General features: G+C 62.2%; 18 protein-coding genes, 1 tRNA gene, 1 other RNA gene and 1 pseudogene. 15 read left to right on the forward strand and 6 right to left on the reverse strand.

Annotation, left to right across the window (positions count from 1 at the left end; genetic code table 11):
• Positions 1-319: 319 nt before the first annotated feature.
• From ribBA to nusB, 3 genes are all read left to right on the forward strand, one after another.
• On the forward strand, positions 320-1,438 hold the full coding sequence (gene ribBA / locus ACQ4WP_RS24985; protein WP_436525358.1) for a bifunctional 3,4-dihydroxy-2-butanone-4-phosphate synthase/GTP cyclohydrolase II: 1,119 nt from the start codon (positions 320-322) through the stop codon (positions 1,436-1,438).
• Positions 1,439-1,629: 191 nt separating this feature from the next.
• Positions 1,630-2,112 carry a 6,7-dimethyl-8-ribityllumazine synthase gene (gene ribH / locus ACQ4WP_RS24990; protein WP_071078714.1) on the forward strand — a complete coding sequence of 161 codons (483 nt, stop codon included), beginning with the start codon at positions 1,630-1,632 and terminating at the stop codon, positions 2,110-2,112.
• A 188-nt stretch (positions 2,113-2,300) separates the two neighbouring features.
• Positions 2,301-2,771 (forward strand): transcription antitermination factor NusB, encoded by a 471-nt coding sequence (nusB, locus tag ACQ4WP_RS24995; RefSeq protein ID WP_070219581.1) that lies wholly within the window; start codon positions 2,301-2,303, stop codon positions 2,769-2,771.
• A 112-nt stretch (positions 2,772-2,883) separates the two neighbouring features.
• On the opposite strand, the gene ACQ4WP_RS25000 is transcribed toward nusB, so the two are convergent.
• Positions 2,884-3,801 (reverse strand): transglycosylase SLT domain-containing protein, encoded by a 918-nt coding sequence (locus ACQ4WP_RS25000; RefSeq protein ID WP_436525360.1) that lies wholly within the window; start codon positions 3,799-3,801, stop codon positions 2,884-2,886.
• A 477-nt stretch (positions 3,802-4,278) separates the two neighbouring features.
• On the opposite strand from ACQ4WP_RS25000, the gene ubiD reads away from it, so the two are divergent.
• The 7 genes from ubiD to ACQ4WP_RS25035 all read left to right on the forward strand — a co-directional run bounded on the left by ubiD (position 4,279) and on the right by ACQ4WP_RS25035 (position 11,894).
• Positions 4,279-5,763, forward strand: coding sequence for a 4-hydroxy-3-polyprenylbenzoate decarboxylase (gene ubiD / locus ACQ4WP_RS25005; protein WP_436525362.1), 1,485 nt, complete (start codon positions 4,279-4,281; stop codon positions 5,761-5,763).
• Positions 5,764-5,885: 122 nt separating this feature from the next.
• An RNA gene (gene ffs / locus ACQ4WP_RS25010) (signal recognition particle sRNA small type) lies at positions 5,886-5,984 on the forward strand.
• Positions 5,985-6,200: 216 nt separating this feature from the next.
• A complete protein-coding gene (gene dnaX / locus ACQ4WP_RS25015) occupies positions 6,201-8,474 on the forward strand; it encodes a DNA polymerase III subunit gamma/tau (RefSeq protein ID WP_436525364.1) in 2,274 nt (757 codons plus the stop codon).
• A 41-nt stretch (positions 8,475-8,515) separates the two neighbouring features.
• Positions 8,516-8,842 carry a YbaB/EbfC family nucleoid-associated protein gene (locus ACQ4WP_RS25020; RefSeq protein ID WP_034759121.1) on the forward strand — a complete coding sequence of 109 codons (327 nt, stop codon included), beginning with the start codon at positions 8,516-8,518 and terminating at the stop codon, positions 8,840-8,842.
• A gap of 47 nt (positions 8,843-8,889) precedes the next feature.
• Positions 8,890-9,480, forward strand: coding sequence for a recombination mediator RecR (gene recR, locus ACQ4WP_RS25025; RefSeq protein ID WP_071078710.1), 591 nt, complete (start codon positions 8,890-8,892; stop codon positions 9,478-9,480).
• A gap of 7 nt (positions 9,481-9,487) precedes the next feature.
• Positions 9,488-10,708, forward strand: coding sequence for a CaiB/BaiF CoA transferase family protein (locus ACQ4WP_RS25030; RefSeq protein ID WP_436525366.1), 1,221 nt, complete (start codon positions 9,488-9,490; stop codon positions 10,706-10,708).
• Between the two features lie 43 nt (positions 10,709-10,751).
• Complete coding sequence (locus tag ACQ4WP_RS25035) at positions 10,752-11,894, forward strand: esterase-like activity of phytase family protein (protein WP_436525368.1); 1,143 nt, start codon at positions 10,752-10,754, stop codon at positions 11,892-11,894.
• Here the strand turns inward: ACQ4WP_RS25035 and ACQ4WP_RS25040 are convergent.
• The 4 genes from ACQ4WP_RS25040 to ACQ4WP_RS25055 form a co-directional block, all read right to left on the reverse strand.
• Positions 11,863-14,022: a putative bifunctional diguanylate cyclase/phosphodiesterase gene (locus ACQ4WP_RS25040; protein WP_436525370.1), complete on the reverse strand. Its 2,160-nt coding sequence runs from the start codon at positions 14,020-14,022 to the stop codon at positions 11,863-11,865. The genes ACQ4WP_RS25035 and ACQ4WP_RS25040 overlap by 32 nt on opposite strands.
• Before the next feature lies 1 nt (position 14,023).
• Positions 14,024-16,882 carry a hybrid sensor histidine kinase/response regulator gene (locus ACQ4WP_RS25045; protein WP_436525372.1) on the reverse strand — a complete coding sequence of 953 codons (2,859 nt, stop codon included), beginning with the start codon at positions 16,880-16,882 and terminating at the stop codon, positions 14,024-14,026.
• Between the two features lie 302 nt (positions 16,883-17,184).
• On the reverse strand, positions 17,185-17,385 hold the full coding sequence (locus ACQ4WP_RS25050; protein WP_225243701.1) for a YbdD/YjiX family protein: 201 nt from the start codon (positions 17,383-17,385) through the stop codon (positions 17,185-17,187).
• Positions 17,385-19,445: a carbon starvation CstA family protein gene (locus ACQ4WP_RS25055; RefSeq protein WP_436525374.1), complete on the reverse strand. Its 2,061-nt coding sequence runs from the start codon at positions 19,443-19,445 to the stop codon at positions 17,385-17,387. The genes ACQ4WP_RS25050 and ACQ4WP_RS25055 overlap by 1 nt, the downstream gene beginning before the upstream one ends.
• 245 nt (positions 19,446-19,690) lie before the next feature.
• Here ACQ4WP_RS25055 and ACQ4WP_RS25060 point away from each other — a divergent pair, with 245 nt between their 5' ends.
• The 5 genes from ACQ4WP_RS25060 to ACQ4WP_RS25080 all read left to right on the forward strand — a co-directional run bounded on the left by ACQ4WP_RS25060 (position 19,691) and on the right by ACQ4WP_RS25080 (position 25,355).
• Entirely contained in the window at positions 19,691-21,061 is a 1,371-nt protein-coding gene (locus ACQ4WP_RS25060) for a cache domain-containing protein (RefSeq protein WP_436525376.1), read from the forward strand.
• Positions 21,062-21,078: 17 nt separating this feature from the next.
• Entirely contained in the window at positions 21,079-21,708 is a 630-nt protein-coding gene (locus tag ACQ4WP_RS25065; protein WP_436525378.1) for a response regulator transcription factor, read from the forward strand.
• A 265-nt stretch (positions 21,709-21,973) separates the two neighbouring features.
• On the forward strand, positions 21,974-23,098 hold the full coding sequence (locus ACQ4WP_RS25070; RefSeq protein WP_436525380.1) for an EAL and HDOD domain-containing protein: 1,125 nt from the start codon (positions 21,974-21,976) through the stop codon (positions 23,096-23,098).
• 1 nt (position 23,099) lies between these two features.
• Positions 23,100-25,145 carry a putative bifunctional diguanylate cyclase/phosphodiesterase gene (locus ACQ4WP_RS25075; protein WP_436525382.1) on the forward strand — a complete coding sequence of 682 codons (2,046 nt, stop codon included), beginning with the start codon at positions 23,100-23,102 and terminating at the stop codon, positions 25,143-25,145.
• Between the two features lie 120 nt (positions 25,146-25,265).
• Positions 25,266-25,355 (forward strand) — tRNA-Ser (locus tag ACQ4WP_RS25080).
• 137 nt (positions 25,356-25,492) lie between these two features.
• On the opposite strand, the pseudogene ACQ4WP_RS25085 reads toward ACQ4WP_RS25080, so the two are convergent.
• A pseudogene (locus tag ACQ4WP_RS25085) lies at positions 25,493-25,614 on the reverse strand (IS481 family transposase); the annotation flags it as partial.

A 25,614-nucleotide genomic window follows, 5' to 3' on the forward strand; every position in this document is an offset into this window, starting at 1 on the left:
CCGTTTGCGCTGGATCGGGGAATCGGCGCTTTGTGGAGCAGCTTGCGGCGCCCGTGCCGCAAACCTGTCTTATTTCAGGTCTGCAAGCGCTAAATCCTTTAAAATAGCAGGTTATAAGAAAATTCCCGGAAATTCGCGGAGTATTCGCGCTCCATGTTTCAGTTTTTAGTTTCATTAACATAATAACGCCTGACAAAACCGTCGCGAGCGGAAGGGAGAGGTGGCTGAGAAGCGCAACCGTACGAAGGTACGGTGAGCATCGCAGGCTGCCTATACCGACGCGCAGCAGGTTTTGCCAGACGTCTTAAGAGGATGAATAATGTCTATATCCAGCACCGAAGAGATCGTCGCTGAATTGCGCGCCGGCCGCATGGTGATACTGGTCGATGAAGAAGACCGGGAAAATGAAGGCGATCTGGTGCTTGCCGCCGATTTCGTGACGCCTGAAGCCATCAATTTCATGATCACCCATGCGCGTGGCCTGGTCTGCCTGACCCTGACGGAAGAGCGTTGCGACGAGCTTAACCTGTCGATGATGACGTCGCGCAACGGCACCGCCTACGGCACGAACTTTACCGTCTCGATCGAAGCGGCCGAAGGCGTGACGACGGGCATTTCCGCCGCCGACCGCGCCAAGACCATCCAGGTAGCCGTGGCCAAGGGCACGCAGCCCAGCGATATCGTCCAGCCTGGCCATATCTTCCCGCTGAAAGCCCAAAAGGGCGGCGTGCTGATGCGCGCCGGCCATACGGAAGCCGGTTGCGACCTGACGGCCATGGCCGGCTTGACGCCCGCATCCGTGATTTGCGAAATCATGAAGGACGACGGCACCATGGCGCGCCTGCCGGACTTGCTGGTGTTTGCCGAGCAACATGGCCTGAAAATCGGCACGATTGCCGACCTGATCCATTACCGCAGCCAGACGGAATCCCTGGTCGAGCGCGTTGCCGAGCGCACCCTGCACACGGCGCACGGCGAATTCCGTTTGATCGCCTTCCGCGACAAGCCCAGCGCGTCGGCCCATCTGGCCCTCGTGCACGGCGACCTGGCGCCCGGCCTGGAAGCGCTGGTACGCGTGCATCAGCCCGTATCCCTGCTGGATGTGCTGGAGAGCGAAGCGACCACCCACTCGTGGACGGTGGCCGCCTCGATGGCTGCCATCAAGCAGTCCGAGCGGGGCGTGATGGTCTTGCTGAACTGCGGCGAGACGTCGGCCGAGCTGTTTGCCCAGTTCGCCGCGCTCGACACGCCACAAGCCAAGCCGAAAGGCCGCGCCGCCAGCATGGACCTGCGCAGCTACGGTATCGGCGCGCAAATCCTGCGCGACCTGGGCGTGAGCAAGATGCAATTGCTGGCCAGCCCCCGCAAGATGCCGTCGATGGCCGGTTTCGACCTGGAAGTGACGGGTTTTCAGTGCCATCCAGGCCAGGACGCCTAACTAAATATACTGCGCGTCGTGATTTGCGGCCTGCGATGCTCACTGTACTATCCGTACAGTTGCGCTTCTCGGATCAACGGGGGCGCCGAGCCTCACTGCCGCTCGCTACGATTTTGTCAGGCGTCGATGTGAGAGTAAACGATGGCGGCATGTGCATGTCGCCCTGAACCACCAGATTAAAGAGGCATATGATGAGCGTAGGAACATACGAAACCAATTTTGCCGGCGAAGGTTTGCGCGTCGGTATCGTCCAGGCACGATTCAATGAAATCGTCGGTGGTGGCTTGCTGTCGGCATGCCTGGAAGAGTTGAGCAAGCTGGGCGTGGCCGATGAAGATATCCTGCACGTGACCGTGCCGGGCGCCCTGGAAATCCCACTGATTCTGCAAAAAATGGCAGAAACCGAGCAATTCGACGCCCTAATCGCACTGGGCGCCGTGATTCGCGGTGAAACCTACCACTTCGAGCTCGTATCGAACGAATCGGGCGCGGGCATCACGCGCATCGGTCTCGATTACGGCATCCCCATCGCCAACGCAGTGTTGACGACCGAAAACGACGAGCAGGCGGAAGTGCGCATGCTGGTCAAGGGAGCCGAAGCGGCACGCGTGGCAGTGGAAATGGCCAATCTGGCGCAAGCGCTAGAAGAGTTGCAGGACACCGACGAAGATTAAGCACGTGTGATAAGAATGCCATGGCTGCGTTGCAAGGCCTCGCCGTACTTTCGTACTGTCTTCGGCCTCGCGCCTTGCCCTGACATCCTTCTCACGCGCGCTTGAATTGCGGCCGCGCTGCCTAAAAGCGCGCCGCAGTGTCTCGTCGGAATTTGTAGTGAACACGTATTTAAGAACAGGTAACAATCATGACTGAGAAAAATTTGCTCGCCAATCCCAGCAAAAACCGCACGCCGCGTCACCGCGCGCGCGAGTTTGCGCTGCAGGGCTTGTACCAGTGGCTGTTGAACAATGAAGACGCGACCACCGTCGTGAACAATATTCGCGCCGCGCATGGTTTCGACAAGGCCGATGGCGATCATTTCACGGTGCTGCTGTACGGCGCCATCAAGGATTCGCTGGCGCTGCGCGACAGCATGGCACCCTTGATCGACCGCAACATCGCGGAACTGTCGCCCATCGAACACGGCATCCTGCTGATCGGCGCATTCGAGCTGAAGAACAACATGGAAATCCCGTACCGCGTCGTCATCAACGAAGCGGTCGAGCTGGCCAAGTCGTTCGGCGGCATCGACGGCCACAAATATGTGAATGGCGTGCTCGACAAGCTGGCAGTGAAATTCCGCGAGGAAGAAGTCAACGCCAACAAGCGCAAGTAATATAGTAATAGGAGTAGATCCTGCGGCCAGCGCCGCAGGGCAATGAAAAAGCCACCGCACGCAAGTGCCGGTGGCTTTTTCATTGGATGCCCCGGTAAGGGCTTTTAAAGGGTCACAGGCCGGCGATCTCGTTGTGCGGCAGCACTTTGATGGTGATGCCGCTTTCCGCTGCCGGCGCCTTGGCTGGCGCTGGCGTGTTCGATGCCATCACTGGCGTCGTGGTCGGCACTCGCTGGCCGGCCGATACTTGTTTCAGACGGCGGTATTCGGCCAGCACGCGCGAGCCGTAGCCCGAGTCGGTGGCGAAGTTGGCGGCGCCCACGTAGGTTTTCAAGCCCGCTTCGACGGAACCGCCACGCGTGACGTAGTCTTTCAGGATCAGGGAGCCGACACGGATGTTGGCCACGGGATTGAGGGCTGCTTGCACGCCGCCCATTTCCTGGAAGCGTTCATGGTGTACTTTTGACATTACTTGCATCAAGCCTTGCGCGCCCACGGGGCTTTCGGCGAACGGGTTCAAGCCCGATTCGATGGCCATCACGGCCAGAATCAGCAGCGGGTCCAGCTTGATTTCGCGGGCCGTCAGGTAGGCCGTCGACACCAGCATATTGGTCGCATCGTTGGCCACGCGGTAGCGCTTGGAGAGCCAGTTGGTGACCCATTGCTGCTGCTTTTGCGTGCCCAGCAAGGCTTTTTCTTCCTTGCTCAGCGGTGCGTCCTTGGCGGCGGCCGTTTGCACGGAAGCAGGCGCTTCCATCAGTGCCGACAGGGCCGGTGCTTCAACGGCTTGTGCCACTGCCATGGGCAGCGGGAACAGGCTGTGCGTCAGTTGCTTGCCCAGGTCGGGGCGGAACATCAACAGGGCGATCAGTGCCAGGGCGGAAATGCCGAAGACTGTCAGTGTGTGTTGCGCAGTGGTCAATACGCCACGTGCCGAAATGGCCTGTGCGCGGGCGCGCAAACGCGCCAACGCTGGCTGGCCAGCCACGGTTGAAGCAGGCAATGCTGCTTCAGTGCTACGATGAGTCATAGAGTTCCCCGAAATGTCGCGTCAACAGGCAGTCCCTCCGCGGTCTCGCGGTGTTGTGGGTACTGCCAATGCCGTGCATCAGAAATATCATCGTTTCCGCCGCGTATGGATGCGTGCGAGAAACGCCGTCATTGCTTGCTTGAGCTGATCGGTCCCGTTTGGTATTGGATCAGTCGCAATACAACTTTTACCGGGGGTAAGGCAGACGCCTTTTGAAAACACTCCTTAAAATGTCATGTGGAGCCCCGACTCCGTGAATGAAAGAGAAACGCTAAAATCAAGCTCTGGGCCGGCGTGCTCTTTCAAGTTGGGCGAATTGTAGAAGCCGTTTTATATCAAGTCAATACTAACGAATCGATTCTTTATTACTTTTATGTCTTACTTTTTGTCTTGCATTGTGCCAAAAGCCAATAAAATCAATTACTTGGCATAGATCCTTCAGCAACGGCGTCCGACGTCAAAAAAAATTAAAAACACATGAAATATTCAGATTTGCGAGATTTTATTTCTCAACTGCAACAAATGGGTGAACTTAAGCCCATTTCGACCCCCATTTCACCGATTTTGGAGATGACGGAGGTTTGCGATCGCACCTTGCGCGCAGGCGGGCCGGCCTTGCTGTTCAATAATCCGACGGGACATACGATGCCGGTACTGGGCAATCTGTTCGGTACCACGCGCCGCGTGGCGCTGGGCATGGGCGCGCAAGATGTCAGCGAGTTGCGCAAGATCGGCCATGTGCTGGCGCGCCTGAAGGAGCCGGAGCCGCCGAAGGATTTCAAGGATTTGCTGGGTCTGGGTTCGTTGGTGAAATCCGTGTGGGACATGTCGCCGAAAGAGTTGCGCGGCGCGAAGTGCCAGGAAATCGTCTGGGAAGGCAACGACGTGGACCTGGCGCGCCTGCCCATCCAGCATTGCTGGCCCGGCGATATCGCGCCCCTGATCACCTGGGGCCTGGTGATCACCAAGGGCCCGAACAAGAAGCGGCAAAACCTGGGCATTTACCGCCAGCAGGTATTGGGACGCAATAAGGTCATCATGCGCTGGCTGGCGCACCGGGGCGGGGCGCTGGACTTCCGCGAGCATGCGATTCAAAGCAAGGGCAAGCCGTATCCGATTGCCGTGGCGCTGGGTGCCGATCCCGCCACCATATTAGGGGCAGTCACGCCGGTGCCTGACAACCTGTCCGAATACCAGTTTGCCGGCTTGCTGCGCGGCAGCCGCACGGAGCTGGTGAAAGCCATCGGCAGCGAGCTGCGCGTGCCCGCGTCGGCCGAAATCGTGCTCGAAGGCCATATCTACCCGGACGAAAACCATCCGAGCGGCTATGAACACGCGCTGGAAGGGCCGTATGGCGACCACACGGGCTATTATAATGAGCAGGACAGTTTCCCCGTGTTTACCATCGACCGCATCACCATGCGCCGCGACCCGATCTACCACTCCACGTATACAGGCAAACCGCCGGACGAGCCGGCCGTGCTGGGCCTGGCCCTGAACGAGGTGTTCGTGCCCCTGCTGCAAAAGCAATTCAGCGAAATCACGGACTTTTACCTGCCGCCCGAAGGCTGCAGCTACCGCATGGCCGTGGTGCAGATCAAGAAGCAGTACGCGGGCCACGCCAAGCGCGTGATGTTCGGCGTGTGGAGCTTCTTGCGCCAGTTTATGTATACCAAGTTCATCGTGGTGGTCGACGAAGACGTGAATATCCGCGACTGGAAAGAGGTCATCTGGGCCATCACGACGCGGGTCGATCCTATCCGCGACACGACGCTGGTCGACAACACGCCCATCGACTACCTGGACTTCGCTTCGCCGGTCAGCGGCCTGGGCAGCAAGATGGGCATCGATGCGACGAATAAATGGCCGGGCGAAACGACGCGCGAGTGGGGCACGACGATCGCCATGACGCCGGAAGTGAAGGCCAAGGTGGATGGCATCTGGCAGGAACTGGGCTTGTAGAGCGGCTGGGGTCAGACCCTCAACACCGCTAACACAAAGGTCATTGTCAATTCGACCGGGGGTCTGACCCCGGATTTCAGCTTGCTTCCCCAATCTTGCGCAGACCGGTTATAATTGTCCCTGGCGGGCCCCTGCGCATCGTGGCATGGCTAACCTGGTCAGGTCGGGAACGAAGCAGCCACGGCTATTAACCATGAGTGCCGCAGATCAGGCTCGCCTCCTTCGGGAAACAAACAGTAAAGCTGCCGTTGGCGGCTTTTTTGTTTTGCGGCGCTGTGTTTTGCCAGTCTGCATGCTTGCCTGATTTTCCAGAATGCCACTCTCCATGTTATACAATTGCTGCTTTGCCGCGTTTGCCATATTTGAATGTGGCCCGGCCATGAGGCTTGCGCCCGCCGCGCAGGATCACCCGCAAAATCGCATGGTAAAATCTCAGCATGTCCTATCAAGTCCTCGCCCGTAAATACCGCCCCAAGAATTTCGAGACGCTCGTCGGCCAGGAGCACGTCGTGCGCGCGCTCACGCATGCCTTGCACAGCGGCCGATTGCATCACGCCTATTTGTTCACGGGTACGCGCGGCGTCGGCAAGACGACCCTGTCGCGCATCCTGGCCAAGTCGCTCAATTGCATCGGCCCCGATGGCACGGGCGGCATCACGGCCCAGCCTTGCGGCGTGTGCGAAGCGTGCACGGCGATCGATGCGGGACGCTTTGTCGACTATATAGAGATGGATGCGGCGTCGAACCGCGGCGTCGATGAAATGGCGCAGTTGCTGGAACAAGCGGTCTACGCGCCAAGCAATGCGCGCTTCAAGGTCTATATGATCGATGAGGTGCACATGCTGACGAACCACGCGTTCAATTCCATGCTGAAAACGCTGGAAGAGCCGCCCGAGCACGTCAAGTTCATCCTGGCCACGACGGACCCGCAAAAGATTCCCGTGACCGTGCTGTCGCGCTGCCTGCAGTTCAACCTCAAGCAGATGCCGCCCGGCCACATCATCAGCCACCTGGACAATATCCTGGGGCAGGAGGGTATTGCCTTCGAACAGCCGGCCTTGCGCCTGCTGGCCCAGGGCGCCCACGGTTCCATGCGCGATGCGCTGTCGCTGACGGACCAGGCCATCGCGTATGCGGCCGGCGCAGTGACGCTCGATGCCGTGCAAGGCATGCTGGGCGCGCTTGACCAGTCCTACCTGGTGCGCCTGCTCGACGCGCTGGCGCAGCAGGACGGCGCAGATCTGTTGGCCGTGGCCGACGAGATGGCCTCGCGCAGCCTGTCGTATAACGGCGCGCTGCAAGACCTGGGCACCTTGCTGCACCGCATTGCGCTGGCGCAAACCGTGCCAACAGCCTTGCCGCAGGATTTGCCTGAATACGCGGACATCGTGCGTTTGGCTAGTGCGTTTGACGCGGAAGAAGTGCAGTTGTTTTACCAGATCGCCGTGCATGGCCGCAATGAACTGGGCCTGGCGCCCGACGAATATGCGGGCTTTACCATGACCTTGCTGCGCATGCTGGCATTTCGGCCCGGCATAGGCGGCGCCGATGGCGTGCCGGCTGCCGCGCCTGCCGCTGCAACGGGCAACCGTCCCGCTGCCGTGGCCGCCGCGCGCGCCGCGGCAGGGGCTTCTGCTCCCGCCGCCCGCGCTGCCACCAACAGCGTGGCCAGCCATGCAGCCGTGACCCCGCCCGCCGTCGTCGCCGCCGCTGCCGCCAGCATGGCGCGCAGCGAAGCGCCGCCGCCACGCGCAGCTGCTCCGGCACCTGTCCCAGCGCCAGCGCCTGCCCCAGCGCCGCCGCTGCCCGCCGCTGCCCCGTCAGCATCGGGCGCCCCCATCAGTTCCGCCCGTGCCGCCATCAATGCGGCGCTGGAAGCGGCCCGCGCCGCTTCGAAAGGCCGTCCGGGCAGCGCGCCATCGGCGCCATCGTCGGCGCCCAAGCCGGTTGCCCCCGCGCCGGCACCGGCTGCTGCCGTAGCCACGCCAGCACCGGCAGCGCCCGTCCAGGCTGCGCCACCACCACCCGCCGCCGCGAAAGCGCCGGCGCCGTGGGACGATGCGCCGCCAGTGGCCGTGATGGAGGCCCCGGTCCGCCAGACACCGCCACCACAGCAGGCGCCTGCCGACGACGATTTGCCGCCCTGGGTCACCGAATTTTCCGATGACAGCGCTTCGGTCGCCGTGTCGGCGCCAGCCGCGCAGAGCAACGAGCAACCCGCCGTCGTCATGCCGCAGCGTGCCGCCAAGCAAGCCGCGCCCAGCGGGCCGTATGTGATCACGCCCGTGCCGGGCCTGGACTGGGACGGCAACTGGCCGGCCGTCGCCGCCGTGCTGGCCTTGCGCGGCATAGCCCAGCAATTGGCCGTGCAGGCCGAGCTGATCGAATGCCTGCACGACGGTCACAGCACCACGTTCCGCCTGCGCGTGCCCATCGACACGTGGCGCAGTCCGGCCAACGTGGAAAAACTGGCGGCCGTGCTGACCGAGCGCTTCGGGCGCAAGGTCAATGTCGACACGGAACTGGGCGCCGTCTGGTATACGGCCAGCGCGGAAGCGCAGGCCCACCGCGAGGCGTGCCAGCTGCAAGCGGAAGAAACCATCGCAAGCGATCCCTTCGTGCTCGACATGAAGCGGGCATTCGACGCTTTTGTCGTGCCGGGGACGATTACCCCTGCACCGGCCGGCTCCGCCGCGCCGACCCTGCATTGATGATTAACAAACTCACAAACTGAATTGAACGGAGCATTCTCATGATGAAAAATCAACTGGCTGGCCTGATGAAGCAGGCGCAAGCAATGCAAGACAATATGAAAAAGGCCCAGGAACAACTGGCGCTGGTGGAAGTGGAAGGCCAGTCCGGCGCCGGCCTGGTGAAAATTGTCATGACGTGCAAGAACGACGTCAAGCGCGTGTCCATCGATCCGTCGCTGCTGGCCGACGACAAGGATATGCTGGAAGACCTGGTGGCTGCCGCCTTCAACGACGCCGTGCGCAAGGCGGAAGCGACGTCCGCGGAAAAAATGGCAGGCTTGACCGGCGGCATGAACTTGCCAGCCGGCTTCAAAATGCCATTCTGATGCACTACCGCATGCGCTCGATCTGTGGCACCGGGCAGGGTTGATCCATGTCCAAGTCGCTTGAATTCCTGACCGAGGCGCTGCGGCGCCTGCCCGGCGTCGGCCCCAAGTCGGCGCAGCGGATGGCATTTCATTTGTTGCAGCACGATAGGGAAGGCGCGGCCATGCTGTCGCGCGCCCTGTTCCAGGCCGTCGATGCCGTGCATCACTGCGGCCTGTGCAATACCTTTACCGAACATGAAGTGTGCGAGACTTGTCTCGACGAAGAGCGCGACAAGCGCTTGCTGTGCGTGGTGGAAACGCCTGCCGACCAGCTGATGATCGAGCAGACGCTCACCTACAAGGGCCTGTATTTCGTCCTCATGGGGCGACTCTCTCCGCTGGACGGCATCGGCCCGAAAGACATCCACCTCGAAAAATTGCTGGGCCGCGCCAACGATGGCGTGGTCGGTGAAGTGGTGCTGGCCACCAATTTTACGAATGAAGGCGAAGCGACGGCCCATTACATCAGCGAAATGCTGAAAGCGCGAGGCTTGCGCGTGAGCCGTTTGGCCCGCGGCGTGCCCGTGGGCGGCGAACTGGAATACGTCGACGCGGGCACGATCGCCCGCGCGATGCTCGACCGCAGGGCAACCTGACCATAACATGACAGAATCCTCCGCGACCACTGGTCCACTGCAAGGCATTAAAGTGCTGGAACTGGGCACCCTGATCGCGGGGCCGTTCTGCGCCCGCATGCTGGCCGAATTCGGCGCCGACGTGATCAAGATCGAATCGCCCGATGGTGGCGACCCCATCCGTACCTGGCGCGTGCTGAAGGACGGCACCTCCCTGTGGTGGTCGGTGCAGGCGCGCAACAAGAAAAGTCTGACGCTGAACCTGAAAGCGCCGGAAGGCCGGGCCATCGCGCGCCAGCTGGCCCTGGAAGCGGACATCATCATCGAGAATTACCGCCCCGGCGTGCTGGAAAAGTGGGATCTCGGCTATGAACAGCTGAAAAAAGAAAAGCCGTCCCTCATCATGGTGCGCCTGTCCGGCTTTGGCCAGACGGGCCCGATGAAGGATTTGCCCGGCTTCGGCGCCATCGGCGAATCCATGGGCGGCTTGCGCTATGTGTCCGGCTTTGCCGACCGTCCGCCGGTGCGCGTGGGCGTGTCGATTGGCGACTCGGTGGCGGCGCTGCACGGCGTGATCGGCGCCATGATGGCCCTGCGCCACCGCGACGTGACGGGCGGGCGCGAGCACGGGGAAGGGCAGATGGTCGATGTGGCGCTGTACGAATCCGTGTTCAACCTGATGGAATCGCTGGTGCCCGAATACGACCAGGCAGGCGTGGTGCGCGAGCGCACGGGCGGTTCCTTGCCCGGCATCGTACCCTCGAACACCTACACCACGGGCGACGGCGAAAACATCGTCATAGCAGGCAATGGCGACGCCATCTTCAAGCGCTTGATGCTGGCCATGGGCCGCATCGACTTGGCGGGCGACCCGCAGCTGGCGCGCAACGATGGCCGCGTGGCGCGCACGCAGGAAATCGACGACGCCATCGGCGCCTGGTGCGCCACCCACACGATCAACAGCGCGCTGGCCGTGCTGAAGGCGGTCGACGTGCCGTCCGGAAAAATTTACTCCGTGCGCGACATGCTGAGTGATCCGCAGTTTCTCGCCCGCAATATGTTTGAACAACACCATTTCGCGGACGGCACGCCCGTCAAATTGCCCGCCATCAGCCCGAAACTGTCCGTCACGCCGGGCAAGACCCAGTGGCTGGGACCGACCCTGGGCCAGCACAACGACGAGGTGCTGGCGTCGCTCGGCTATGATGCGACCGCCATCGCGCGGCTGAAGACCGATGGCGTGGTGTAAGTCACGCCCTGCTGACTCTTTTGATACCGATTTGATACCGATCATGCCTCAATTGTTCCGCCGCGCGCGCGCCGCGCTTGCCCTGGCGTCCGCCGCCATCCTCCTTTCCGCCTGTGCCAGCTTCCCTCACGACGCGCCGATTGCCGGCCTGCGCCTGATCGGCGAGCAGCGCATCGCGCTCAGGCACCCGTTCGAGGGCACCAGCGTGGGCGGCTTGTCCGGCATCGATTACGCGGCGGACAGCAACAGCTGGGTGATGGCAAGCGATGACCGCTCGGCAATCAACCCGGCCCGTTTCTATCGCGCCACCCTGGCCTACGACAGCAAGGCGTTTACGGGCGTGACCCTGAGCAGCGTGCATTTCTTCACGCAGCCCGACGGCAGCCGCTATCCGAACCTGGCGCATGCAAAGCTCGACAGTGACGACCAGGTGCCCGACATCGAAACCATCCGCGTCGATCCGCAGGACGGCAGCCTGTGGTACGGCAGCGAAGGCAACCGCAAGGTGGGCCTGCACCCGTTCGTGCGCCACGCAGACCGCGAAGGCAAGTATCTGGCCACCTTGCCCACGCCCGCCATGTTGAATGTCTCGAAGAACGAGACCGGCTCGCGTAACAACATGAGCTTCGAGGCACTGTCTTTCTCGTCGGATGGCAAGAGCCTGTGGCTGGGCATGGAAGCGGCCCTGTACCAGGATGGCCCGCTGGCCACGCCCGAGCACGGCTCCGTGGTGCGCATCACGCGCCTGGACCGCGCCGGCAAGGTGCTGCGCCAGTATGCGTATGCTATCGAGCCGGTGGCGTCGCGGCCCGCGCCGGGGCGCGAGGCGGACAATGGCGTGTCGGAAATCCTCGCCGTGAACGACCATCAAGTGCTGGTGGTGGAGCGGGCCGGCGTGGAAAACGCCGACGGCATTTATACCAACCACGTGCGCATCTACGCGATGGAAACGGAGGGCGCCACCGATATCCAGTCCATCGCGGCCCTGGCGGGCGCGGCCTATGTGCCGGCGCGCAAGCGATTGCTGCTGGACCTGGAAAAGATCGGTCTTGAAAGAGTCGACAATATCGAAGGCATCAGCTGGGGTCCGCGCCTGGAAAACGGCCGCCGCAGCCTGGTGATGATTTCCGACGACAATTTTAACGCGCAGCAAGTCACGCAAATCCTTGCCTTCGAAGTGCTCTAGTTTCCATGCTGGCCAGCCGGTCGGCCTGCCTGGACAGCATGGCCGTGATCGTGTCGTGCGGCGACGGATGGCCCAGGAAGTATCCCTGCGCCATGTCGCAGCCGTATTCTTCCAGCATCAGCAACTGCTCGTCCGTTTCCACGCCCTCGGCCACCACCACCATTTTCAAACCGTGCGCCATGGCGATGATGGCGCGCGTGATGGCCGCGTTTTCCGTATCCTGCGGCAAGCCGGCGATAAAGCTCTTGTCGATTTTCAAGGCCCGCACGTCGAAGCGTTTCAGGTAATTCATCGACGAGTAGCCCGTGCCGAAGTCGTCGATCGACAGGTACACGCCGATGCCGCGCAATTGCTCCAGGGTCACCATGGTGGCGCGCGCATCGTCCATCAACGTGCCCTCCGTTAATTCCAGTTCCAACAGGCGCGCATCCAGGCCCGTGTCGGCCAGGGCCGAGAGTACGATTTGCATCAGGTTTTCATCCTTGAATTGCTTCGCCGACAGGTTCACGGCCATGCGGATGGCGCGCCCCCCATCGCTTTGCCACGCCTTGGCCTGGTTGCAGGCCGTGCGCAGCACCCATTCGCCGATGGGCACGATGAGCCCCGTTTCTTCGGCCAGCGGGATGAATTCCGTGGGTGAAATGATGCCCCGCTCCGGATGGCGCCAGCGCACCAGCGCTTCCACGCCCACGATCTGCGTGCTGGGCACGTCGATCTGCGGCTGGTACAGCAAGTACAGCTCGTTGTTTTGCAAGGCCTTGCGCAGCCCCACTTCCATCTTCACGTGGCTCATGATTTCCATCGTCAGCGAGGAACTGTAAAGCTTGGCGTTGTTCTTGCCGCAATTCTTCGCGTGGTACATGGCCGTATCCGCATATTTGAGCAGCGAGTTGCAGTCCTCGCCATCTTCCGGATACAGCGAAATGCCGATGCTGGCCGTGACGAAAATCTCGTGTCCCTCGATCATGAAGGGCCGCCGCATGGCTTCCTTGACGCGGTGCGCCACGTTGAGCGCATCTTCCACCCGCTCCAGGTCGGGAATCAAAATCGTGAATTCGTCGCCGCCCAGGCGCGCCAGGTTGCTGCCGCCGGAGGTGGGCTCAAACTCGTGTTCGGCGCGCAGCACCAGGTCGCTGGGGCGGATGGTTTCGCGCAGGCGCTCGGACACCACCTTCAGCAGGTGGTCGCCCACGTCGTGGCCCAGGGTGTCGTTGATGCGCTTGAAGGCATCGAGGTCCATGAACAGCACGGCGAATTTCTTGTCGTGCTCTTTCGAGCGCACCAGTTCGCGTTCCAGGGTTTCCAGGAAGGCTTGCCGGTTGGGGATGCCCGTCAGGCTGTCGCAATAGGCGAGGCGGCGGATTTGCTCTTCCGTGCGCTTGCGCTCGCTGATGTCGCGCACCAGGCCCAGCACCTCGTCGGCCCCGGTTGCCACCAGGCGCGCTTCAAAATGGCGCGTGCTGTTTTCGTGCGTGAGCGTGTAGTCGACCGAGCCGATGTGCTGCGTGGCCAGCACGGCGTGCGCCTTGTCGAGCAGGCGCACGGCGATTTCGGGTGGCAGTACGTCGCCGATATGGCTGCCCACGCAGTCGCTGATGGAAAAGCCCGCGCTGGCGTCGTGCCCCTGTTCATAGTCGAGATAAAAGCCCTCGCGGTTCAGGCGAAAGAAGGTGTCGGGGATGGCGGCCAGCACGGCGCGGTTGTGCGCGTCGGCGATGCGCAGGCGGGCGATGGCGTCGCTGGCGCGCAGCACGTACAGCGCGCGATGGCCCAGGATGGGCCAGTTGATGGGCTTGGAAATGAAATCCGTGGCGCCCACCTCGTAGGCACGCGTGACCGCTTCCAGTTCGTCGTCGCCCGTGACCATGATGATGGGCACGGTGCCGCCCACTTCCTGGAGGCGGATTTCGCGGCATACGGCAAAGCCGTCCATGGCCGGCATGTCAACGTCGAGCATGACCAAGTCCGGGCCGCTGTGCTTGTAGCTGGCCAAGGCCTGCACGCCGTCTTCGGCCTCGATCACGTCCAGGCCCACTTGCGTGAGCATTTGCCGCATCAGCAGGCGCATCATGGGATCGTCGTCGGCCACCAGCACCAGGCCGTGGGGAAGGGAGAGGGGCGCTGTCATGTCAGTGTTCCTTCACGAGGATGGCGTTCAGCGATTCGCGTACGGCCAGGAAGGCTTGCTGCATCTGCAGCAGCAGGGGAGCTGCGCCCTCGGTGCTGCCGGCGCGGCCCAGTTTTTCCATTTCCTTGCATAGCTGCGCCAGGCCATCGGCGCCCACGTTGGCGCTACCCGACTTGAGGCTGTGGGCCACCTTGCGCAGCGCTTCGGCATCCGCGCCGGCAATCGCTACGCGCATGTCGATCAATTGGCGCGGCGTCTCGCCGACAAAGGCCTGGATGATGCGTTCGAGCAGCGCATCGCCATCCGTGCCGGACAGGGCGCGGATGTTTTCCAGCGCCTGCCGGTTCAGCGGCAGGCAGGACGTCGCGGAGGCGGGAGCCGGCGCCGGCTCGGGGGGCATCTCCTGCGGCGTTTGCGGCTCCGGCGCCTCGCTGTGGTGCACCGTGGCCGCGCGCGGCAAGGTGATCCAGCGCGCAATCGTGTGGCCCAGGTCTTGCTGCGTGAACGGTTTGCTCAGGTAATCGTCCATGCCGGCCGCCAGGCACGCCTCGCGGTCGCCCTGCAACGCATTGGCCGTGATGGCAACGATGGGCAGCACGTGCGCGTGGCCGCACTGCTGTTCATGGCGGCGGATTTCCGCCGTGGCGGCAAAGCCATCCATCACGGGCATCTGGCAATCCATCAGTATCAAATCGAAATCCTCGGCCTGCGCCGCTTGCAAGGCTTCTTCGCCGTTGCGCGCGCACACCACGTCCAGGCCCAGGCTGTCGAGCATGGCCAGCGCCACTTCCACGTTGACGCGATTGTCCTCGGCCAGCAGCACGCGGCGGCGCTGGCGCCGGCTCACCTGCCGCACCGCGTGTGGCGGATGGATGCGCATGCCCTCGCTGGCGCGCGGCGGCGTGACGATGCAGTCGAACAGGTCGCATTCGCGCGCCGGCTTGATCAGCTGGAAGGCCACGCCCGCCTCGCGCCGCTGCACCGGGTCGGCCGCCGCCTGCTCCGTGCTCAGCAGCAGAAGCTTGAGGTCGGTCAGCAGCGGGTCGCTCTTGATGTTGGCGGCCAGGGCCAGGCCGCTGGTGCGCGGCAATTCCATGTCGAGCAGGGCCACGCCATACGGTGTGCCCGCCTGCGCGGCCGCGCGCAGCTTGCCCAGGCAGTCGCTGGCCGTGCCGGCGCTGTCGCTGACGATGTGCCAGCTGGCCAGCTGCCGTTCCAGTACGGCGCGCGTGGCGGGTGTGTGGTCGACGATCAAGGCGCGTAACCCTCGCGTGGTTTTCAGGTTGAAGGACGGGTCGTCGCTGTCGACGCGCCGCTTATCGAAATTTACTTCGAACCAGAAGATCGATCCTTGCGTTAAAGCATTATCAACGCCGATAGTGCCGCCCATCAGCTCCACCAGCTGTTTCGAGATCGTCAGTCCCAGGCCCGTGCCGCCGTGCTTGCGCGTGGTCGAGCCATCCGCCTGCGAGAACGATTCGAAGATGCGCGTCTGCGCCTCGTTTGACACGCCGATGCCCGTATCGTGCACCTCGAAGCGCAAGCCCACGCTGGGCGTATCTTCGCTGCACACGGCCACTTTGACGGTGACCTTGCCCGTTTCCGTGAACTTGATGGCATTGCCCAGCAGATTGACGATGATCTGGCGCAAACGGTTCGGGTCGCCGCAGATGGCGATGGGAATGTCAAACGCGATATCGAATTCCAGGCTGATATTTTTGGCTTCCGCCTGCGGCGCGAACACGTGTTCTATATCGTCGAGCAATTCGCGGAAATTGAAGCGGATGTATTCCACGCTCAGCTTGCCCGCCTCGATCTTGGAAAAATCGAGGATGTCGTTGATGATCACCAGCAAATTCTGTCCCGAGCGCTGCACCATGCTCGTGTAGTGGCGCTGCTGCGCCGTCAGCGGGCTGGCCAGCAGCAGTTCCGTCATGCCCAGCACGCCATTCATGGGCGTGCGGATTTCATGGCTCATGGTGGCGAGGAAGGCGCTCTTCGCCTGGCTGGCCGCCTCGGCCGCATCCTTGGCCTTTTCCAGTTGCGCCGTGCGCACGCCCACCTGGCGTTCGAGTTGGTCGCGGTAATTGGCCAGGGTGCTGTCGCGGCTGTCGATCTGCGCCAGCATGTCGTTGAAACTGTCGATCAGCACGCCCAGCTCGTCGCTGCGCTGGTGCGCGATGCGGTGGCTGTAAGTCTGGCTGCTGGACACTTTTTGCGCTGTATCAATCAGCTTGGTGATCGGTTCGGCGATTACGCTCTTGAAACGCCGTGCGAGGAACACGGCTATCAGGAAGGACAGCACGGTGGCGCCGCCGATGGCGCCCACGTGGCGGCCGATGTCGCGCCACATGTGGTTCAGGTCGGCTTCGATCAGCACGGCGCCGATGATCTGTTGTGGCTCGCCTGGCCGGTAGACGGGACGGTACAAGCGCATGGCGGGCGCCAGGGTCGTGCCCGCGCCTTGCGTGACGGGCTGCACGGCCATGTCGGCCAGCAGGGCCGGCTCCATGTCTTCCGGCGTAGCCAGGCCGTCCGCGTGCTGCGGCGCGCGGTACAGGGCGAACAGGCGCCCGCCCCGGTCGAACAGGGCCGCCTGGGCGATCTCGTCGCGCGCGGCCAGCGATGCCAGCACCTGTTGCGCCTGCGCCTGGGCAGGCTTGCCCGCCAGCAAAGGCACCGCGCTGGCCGCACCGATCACGCCCGCCAGCGACAGCAGTTGCTTGCCTTCATCGTTCTTGTGGCTGAGCACGGACGTCAGGGCGAACGCCACGAACACCAGCAACAGCGCGCAGCCCGACGACAGCACTGAAATCATGGTCAGTTTCTGGCTGATGCTGGAGCGTTGGAAATTGAACATGGTTGCGGCGCTTCTCCGGTCGGCCCATTGACTGTTTTTTAATGCCTATTGGAAAATATAGACGTGAAGACACACCCCGATGTTGATGTGGGTCTAAGGGAAGAGAGGGGAGGGGAACTTATACGAGATGAAACAACGGAGGGCGGTTCCAAAGAACCACCACCGTAATTTTTTTAGTTCAAGACGCCGGACAAAACCGTCGCGAGCGGAAGGGAGAGACGGCCGAGAAGCGCAACCGTGCTTGAGCACGGTGAGCATCGCAAGCCGCCTATACCGACGCGCAGTAGGTTTGGTCCGGTGTCTTAACAGCAGCCACCGCGTTTGCCTGCTCCGCCATAGCGGGCTTCCTGGCGCTCGCGGAAGAACTCTTCATACGTCATCATCGGCTCGCCGGGATGGGTCATTTCCCGGTGCGCCACATAGGTGTCGTACTCGGGCAAGCCGCACATGAGCCGCATGCTTTGCCCCAGATACCGTCCAGCCTTGATGATTTCGTCGATCATCATTGCACCGTGGGCATGGCCTGGAACGGCGTTTCCTTGGTGCTTGGACGGCTGTCGGCGCGCGCCTTCATGATGGTGCGGATGCCGAAGAACAGCACGCTGATCACGACGATGACGAAGAAGGCGGCCAGGCCGGCGTCCAGGTAATCGTTGAAGATGATCTGCTGCATCTGCGCCACCGACTTGGCCGGCGCCAGCAATGTACCTTCATCGAGTGCCGCCGAGTATTTCCTGGCGTGCGCCAGGAAACCGACGCGCGGATTGGCATCGAAAATCTTTTGCCAGCCCGCCGTCAGGGTGCATAGCAGCAGCCAGATGGTCGGCGTGATGGTGACCCACGCATACCGGCCTTTTTTCATCTTGAACAGCACGCAAGTGCCGAGGATCAGCGCAATCGCCGCCAGCATCTGGTTGGCGATGCCGAACAGCGGCCACAAGGTGTTGATGCCGCCCAATGGATCGACCACGCCCTGGTACAGGAAGTAGCCCCAGGCCGCCACGCACAGGCCCGTGGCCAGCAGGTTGGCGATGACGTTTTCCGTCTGTTTCAGCGCTGGCACGAAGCTGCCCAGCAAGTCTTGCAGCATGAAGCGGCCCGCACGCGTGCCCGCATCCACGGCCGTCAGGATGAACAGCGCTTCGAACAGAATGGCGAAGTGGTACCAGAAAGCCATCATGGCCTTGCCGCCGATGGCGCCGGAGAGAATCTGCGCCATGCCGACCGCCAGGGTCGGTGCGCCGCCCGCGCGCGAGATGATGCTGTGCTCGCCAACGTCCTTGGCCGTTTGCGTCAGCATTTCCGGCGTCACGTAGAAGCCCCACTGCGAGATCGCTTGTGCGGCGGACTCTGCCGTGGTGCCGATCAGTGCGGCCGGGCTGTTCATGGCGAAATAGATGCCAGGCTCGATGGTCGAGGCGGCCACCAGGGCCATGATGGCAACAAACGATTCCATCAGCATGGCGCCATAGCCGATGAAGCGGGCGTGGCTTTCGTTTTCAATCATCTTCGGCGTGGTGCCAGAGGAAATCAGCGCGTGGAAACCGGAGACGGCGCCGCAAGCGATGGTGATGAACAGGAAGGGGAACAGATTGCCCGACCAGACCGGGCCGGAGCCGTCGATGAACTTGGTCATGGCCGGCATTTTCAGGTAAGGCGCGACGACGATGATGCCGATGGCCAAGCCCAGGATCGTGCCGATTTTCAGGAAAGTGGACAGGTAGTCACGCGGCGCCAGCAGCAGCCACACGGGCAGCACGGAAGCGATGAAACCGTAGCCGATCAGCATCCACGTCAATTCCGTGCCCGTGAACGTGAACATCGGACCCAGCACCGCGTGTTCCTGCACGTATTGACCGCCGATGATGGCTAGCATCAGCAGTACAAAGCCGATGATGGAGATTTCGCCGATGCGACCGACGCGGATGAAGCGCGAGTACACGCCCATGAACAGGGCGATGGGAATGGTCGCCATCACGGTGAAGCTGCCCCATGGGGAGCCGGTCAGCGCCTTGACGACGATCAATGCCAGCACGGCCAGGATGATGACCATGATCATGAAGCAACCCAGGAGGGCGATCATGCCGGGAATTTCGCCCAGTTCAGCCTTGATCAGGTCGCCCAGCGAGCGGCCATCGCGGCGCATGGAAATGAACAGCACGATGAAATCCTGCACGGCGCCGGCAAACACGACACCCGCGAGTATCCACAGCATGCCGGGCAAATAGCCCATCTGCGCGGCCAGCACGGGGCCGACCAGAGGGCCGGCGCCGGCAATCGCCGCGAAATGGTGGCCGAACAGCACGTATTTGTTAGTCGGCACGTGGTCGAGGCCATCGTTGTGCTTGAAGGCGGGCGTCATGCGGCGCGGATCCAGGCCCAGCACCTTGTCGGCGATGAACAGGCTGTAGAAACGGTAGGCGATCAGGTAGACGCAGACGGCGGCGATGACGATCCAGATCGCGCTGATCGGTTCGCCACGTTGCAGGGCGACGACGCCCAGGGACCCGGCGCCGGCCAGCGCAAGCGCTGCCCAGCCGAGCTGTTTGAAAATGCGGTTCATGCTTCCTCCAGAGATTGACGGGCGCTGTGCCGTGCGATGATGTGTGCTGCGGGTCCTGGTCGTCGCCAGTTTGATGTTACTTTTGGTGTATTTGCAGCTTATGGCAAGTATTCAGGAATCGTATAATTGCCGCAAGCGCACGACTACGCAGTAATGCTCAGTATTACTACGCAGGGCTATCGCGGCACCGCGACGTAAAATCACGCATTCCCACCAGCATCGACGCCGCCGGAGCGCGCAAGGCCATGAAACTCAGACAGAAAGTCATCTTCCTGGCCCTCACGCCGCTCATACTCGCCCTGTGCGCCATCGCATTTGCCGTGCGGCACCAGGCCATAACCCTGGCCGAGCAGCAGCGCGCCACCATCCAGCAAGCGTATCTGGCCAGCAAGGAAGCCGAACTCAAGCATTACGTGACCCTGGCCAGCCATTCCATCGCCTCCCTGTACCAGTCGGGGCGCAAGGATGCCGCCACGCAAGAGGAAGCCAAGCGCATCCTGTCCGCCCTCAGCTATGGCGACGATGGCTATTTCTTTATCTATGATTTGCAGGGCAAGTCGCTGATGCATCCGCGCCAGCCCGAATTGGTGGGGCAGAATCTGTGGGAGTTGCGCGACGCCGAGGGCAATCTGACCATCCAGCGCCTGATGCAGCGGGCGAAGAGCGGCGGCGGCTTTGAACGCTACAACTGGATCAAGCCGTCGACGAACAAGTCCGCGCCCAAGCTTGGCTATGTGATTTTGATGCCGGAATGGGGCTGGATGATGGGCACGGGCATCTACATGGATGATGTGGACCAGGCGCTGGCCAAGGTTGACGCCCAGCAGTCACGCAATATCCGCTCGACCATGGAGTTGATCGCCGCCATCGCCATCCTCGGCTCCCTGCTGGTGGCCGCCTGCGGCCTGGTGCTGAACCTGCGCGAACTGCGCGTGGCCGACGCCAAGCTGAAAGTGCTGGCGCAGCGGGTGGTCGAATCGCAGGAAGAAGAGCGGGCGCGGCTGTCGCGCGATTTGCATGACGGCATCAGCCAGTGGCTGGTCTCCATCAAGCTGCAGATCGAGGCGGGCATCGCGCGCCTGGGCGGCAATGCCGAACAGAAAGACAAGGCGCCCGCCACGTTCGAACGGGCGGCCGAGCAGCTGAACAAGGTTCTGGGCGAGGTGCGGCGCATTTCGCACAACCTGCGCCCGGCCATCCTCGACGACCTGGGACTGGCCGCCGCGCTCGACCACCTGGTGCACGAATTTAATGACAGCAGCAGTGCGCAAGCCAGCTTCACGGCCAGCCCGGCGGCGGCGGGCGAAGGCTTGCCCGACATGGTCAATACCGTGTTGTTCCGCATCGCCCAGGAAGCGCTGACCAATTGCGAGCGTCATGCCCACGCCCGCGGCGTGGAAGTAAGCCTGCACGAGGCGGGCAAGGCGGTGGAATTGCGCATCCAGGATAATGGCGGCGGCTTCGACTTCGACGGCATCGCCCTGCATCCGCAGCGCGGCATCGGCCTGCGCAACATGACGGAACGCATGGAAGCCATCGGCGGCAGCCTGCACATCACCTCGTCTCCGGCCGGCACCCTGGTGCTGGCGCGGCTCGCCCTTCCACCTACACACTAATTCACAGATACCGAGATATGACCGAGACGATCAACATCCTGCTGGTGGACGACCATCCCCTGGTGCGCGACGGCTTGCGCGCGCGCCTGGAGGCGGTGGCGCATTTCGACGTGGTGGCCGAGGCGGGCGGCGCCGATGAAGCCCTGGCCCAGGCGCGCCTGCACCAGGTGGACCTCGTGTTGATGGATATCAATATGCGCGGCATCAACGGCATCGAAGCGACGGCGCTGTTCAAGCAGGCGTTTCCGCAGATTGCCGTGCTGATCCTGTCCATGCACGACAAGCTGGAATATGTGTCGCATGCCATCGCCGCCGGTGCGCGCGGCTATGTGCTCAAAGATGCCCCAGGGAAAGATATTGTCTTCGCCATCGAGACGGTGATGTCCGGCGGCATTTATTACAGCGCGGCCCTGGCGCGGCAATTGTCGCGTCCGCAAGTGCACGATTCCTTTCTCACCACGCGCGAACAGCAAGTACTGCAGCACATCGCGGCGGGCCAGTCGAACAAGCAGATCGCCCGCGACCTGGACCTGAGCGTGCGCACGGTGGAGACGCACCGGCTCAACATCAAGCGCAAGCTGGGTATCGAAGGGCAGGCCGAATTGATCAAGTATGCGGTCGAGCATGCGCATGGCGGCAGCGCCTGAAGCATGCTGGCATCACGGCGATTTTTTCAAACCCGCATGACAGGCGGGTCTCCCGGGGGAATGTTTTTTTTGAATATTTATTGCCAAAATTAAACTGTTTCGTGGGTGAGATTCGGATAGAATGATTCTCGCTGTCGAAATGGCATCCCTGTCGGGCCAGGGTTGCCAATGCTGGTCAGTTTATTTACTATGGCGCCCTACCCACACTGAGATACCGATGTCAGCGTCTGAATCAAACCTGTTTCCGTTGGTGGGATTACAAGCAGTGGCCAATGCTCATAACGAGTGGGTCGCTGTTACCTTGCATGTACCGCAGGCCTCGACGGCGCCGCTGCTGGCGGCGCTGGCCGCCGCCGATGCGTATGCCTTCCTGGCGCCGCTCGACTGCATCATTCCCCTGGCCGACCCGCATGGCGTGGACGAGGCCGTGCTGGCGCAACTGGCCCCGCAACGCACTATTTTCCGTTTGCCGGCCCAGCTTGCCGGCGACAAGCAAATCCAGAAAAAATGCCAGCAATGGCGCGACGCCGGCTATCGCATTCTTCTCGATGGCGCGGATGCCGGTCCCGTCGCGGCGGCGCAGGTCGAAGCGCGCGCGCTGAGTTTTGACGCGGCGGGCGCACGCCCGGCCCTGCATCAGCTGCTGCCCTTGCCGGGGCCGCACCTGGCCTACAACATCGTCGACGCCGAGCAGTTTGCTGCCTCGCAAGCGCTGGGCGTGAGCTGGTTTGCCGGCGATTACGCCCTGCACCATGCGCGCCAGCAAAGCGAACCGGAAGACGCCACGTCGCGGCGCCGCCTGCTGGCGCTGCTGGGCTTGCTTGCCCGCGATGCCGACGCGAACGAGCTGGAAGTGCCCCTCAAGCAAGACCCATCGCTCAGCTATCATTTGTTGAAACTGGTCAATTCAGCCGCCTTCGGTTTCACGGCGCCGATTACCAGCTTCAGCCAGGCCATCACTTTGCTGGGCCGGCGCCAGCTGCAGCGCTGGCTGCAATTGCTGTTGTACGCGCGCCAGCAAGATGACGGCAAGATCCACGCGCTGCTGCCGCTGGCGGCCGTGCGCGCGGCGCAGATGGAAGCGCTGTGCCAGTTGCGCGGCGGCGACCGCGACGCGCAAGACCTGGCCTTCATGGCGGGTGTGTTTTCCCTGCTCGACGTCCTGCTGGGCATGCCCATGCAGGACATCATCGCCACCCTGAACCTGGCGCCCGAAGTCAGCGCCGCCTTGCTCGAACGCAATGGCGAGCTGGGCACCTTGCTGGCGCTGGTCGAAAGCACCACGCCGCCGCCCGAAGGTCTGCGCCGCGCCGGCATTGATGGAGAAACCTATTGGCGCAGTCTGCTGCAGGCCTACCAATGGGCCATCCAGGTCAGCCGGAACTTCTAGCATGACCCTGCTTCCGGTGTCGGATTTCCTTGGTAACAGCGCCGCCCTGTGCGATGCCGTCGTGCGTTTGCGTGGCCCCGCGCTGGTGGCTGAACTGGGCCGTATCGCCAGTGCCGTGATGGCCAGCCCGCATGGCCAGTTCCTGCCTGCGGCCAGCATGGACGCCGCTGTAGCGCCCGCGCTTTTCCCGTGCGATGCGTCCGCCTTGCTGCAGGAAATCAGTTTCGACGGCCATTGCTTCGGCCATTACAGCGTGGCGGGACGCAGCCTGTACAACGACGCCGACCGGCGCCACCTGGCCAGCCTGGCCTCGCTGACGGCCGGTGTGCTGCAGGTGCATTCGCTGGCACAACGCTCGACCCATGCTTTTGCGCAAGTCGAAGCCTTGTTGGCGCAGCAGACGCAAATCCTCGACCAGTTGCACGAATCCGTGCTGACGATGGACTTGACCGGCTACATCACCAGCTGGAACAAGGGCGCTGAGCGCCTGTTCGGCTACACTACGGTGGAAGCCGTGGGGCGCAACATTTTGTTCCTGTACGACGATGAAGACACGGGTTTCCACGACGCCTTCCTGGAGCAGGGAGGACGCCTGATGGAGGTGCGCCGCCGAAAGAAGTCAGGCGAGATCTTCTGGGCCAGCCTGTCCTTGTCGCCGCTGCAAGACATGGACGACAAGCCCATCGGACTCATCGCCTACCTGACGGACATCACGGAACGCAAGCTGGCCGAAGAGCGCCTGCACCACCTGGCGTATTACGACCCGCTGACCAGCCTGCCCAACCGCACCTTGCTGGCCAAGCTGGTCGACCAGGCCCTGAGCGTGGCGCAGCGCAACAAGATGCTTGGTTGCGTGCTGTTCATCGACCTGAACCGTTTTAAGCTGATCAACGACACCCTGGGCCGGCGCATCGGCGACGAATTGCTGCGCCAGGTCTCGCTGCGTTTCCGCAAGGTATTGCGCGACCAGGACCTGGTGGCGCGCCTGGGCGGCGACGAGTTCGCCGTCGGCCTGTTCGACATCGGCCAGCATTTCGAGGCCAGCATGGTGGCGCAAAAGCTGCTCGCTTCCCTGGTGCAGCCGTTCCTGATCGAAGGCCACGACTTGCGCGTGGGCGCCAGCATCGGCATCAGCGTGTATCCGCAAGACGGGCAGGACGCGGAAACCCTGCTGCGCCTGGCCGACATCGCCATGTACCGCGCCAAGCAGGACAGCGGCGGCGAAGCGGAAAGCGTGGCCTTCTACAGCCAGGACATGAATTTGGGCATGCAGGCGCGCATGCGCCTGGAAACAGGCTTGCGCCAGGCGTTATCGGAACAGCAATTGCTGCTGCACTACCAGCCGAAATACGCCTTGGGCAGCGGCCGCATCATCGGCGCCGAAGCCCTGGTGCGCTGGCATCACCCGCAGCACGGCATGATCCCGCCCGCCGAGTTTATTCCCCTGGCCGAATCGACGGGCCTGGTGGTGCAGGTGGGCGAATGGGTCCTGGAAGCGGCTTGCGCCCAGGCGCAGGCGTGGAAACTGGCCGGCCTGCCGTCGATCCGTCTGGCCGTCAACGTTTCCGCGCGCGAATTCACCTCGGCCCTGCCCGCCAGGGTGGCGGCTACCCTGGCCCGCTACGGCCTCGAAGCGGCCTGGCTGGAGCTGGAAATCACGGAAAGCACGCTGATGCACAACATCGAGCGCGTGATCGGCATCATGGACCGCATCACGGCGCTGGGCGTGGCCCTGTCGCTGGACGACTTCGGCACCGGCTACTCAAGCTTGTCCTACCTCAAGCGTTTCCCCATCGACACCTTAAAGATCGACCGATCGTTTACCACCGGCATCCCGACAGACGCCAGCGACTGCGCCATCGCCAGCACCATCATCAGCATTGCCCAGCAGCTGCACCATAAAGTGATCGCGGAAGGCGTGGAAACGGCGGAGCAACTGGCCTTCCTGAAGAGTTCTGGCTGTGACGAAGTGCAAGGCTATTTGTTCTCGCGCCCGCTACCGGCTGCGGAGTTTGAAAGAGCGCTGCGGGAAAACTGGGGCATGTAGGGCGTCTGCCTTGGTGTCTGCGCAGGTATAGCCCCCGGCCCTTGCCGATGGGGAAAAATAAGACCACGACAGTACTAGTCATTGGTAAGCCACTGACCTTTATGTATAATGCTGCCAGCAGGAAGCGTGGCCGAGTGGTTGAAGGCACTAGTCTTGAAAACTAGCGACGGGTTAAACTGTTCGTGAGTTCGAATCTCACCGCTTCCGCCAGAACTATGAAAATAAGCCCTTGATTATTAAGGGCTTATTTTTTTTCTCAAAATTTCACGATGCATAAATCTGATATTGGCCCTTGTCCCGAGGACTAGTTGCGGAAGCCATTTCCGCAACTTGAAGTATTGACCCGGCTAATTGTCAAGACCCGCTTGGTTATAAACGCGTTTAACAAATAAATCCGGCTTCTTTGCCTGCCACTCTTTGAGCGCCTGGATGGGTGTCTGGTGGTGTAAGGCGCGCTGCGGGATATTGT

Source organism: Janthinobacterium lyxosi (assembly GCF_051380665.1).
In the GTDB taxonomy this organism is placed as follows: Bacteria; Pseudomonadota; Gammaproteobacteria; order Burkholderiales; family Burkholderiaceae_D; genus Janthinobacterium.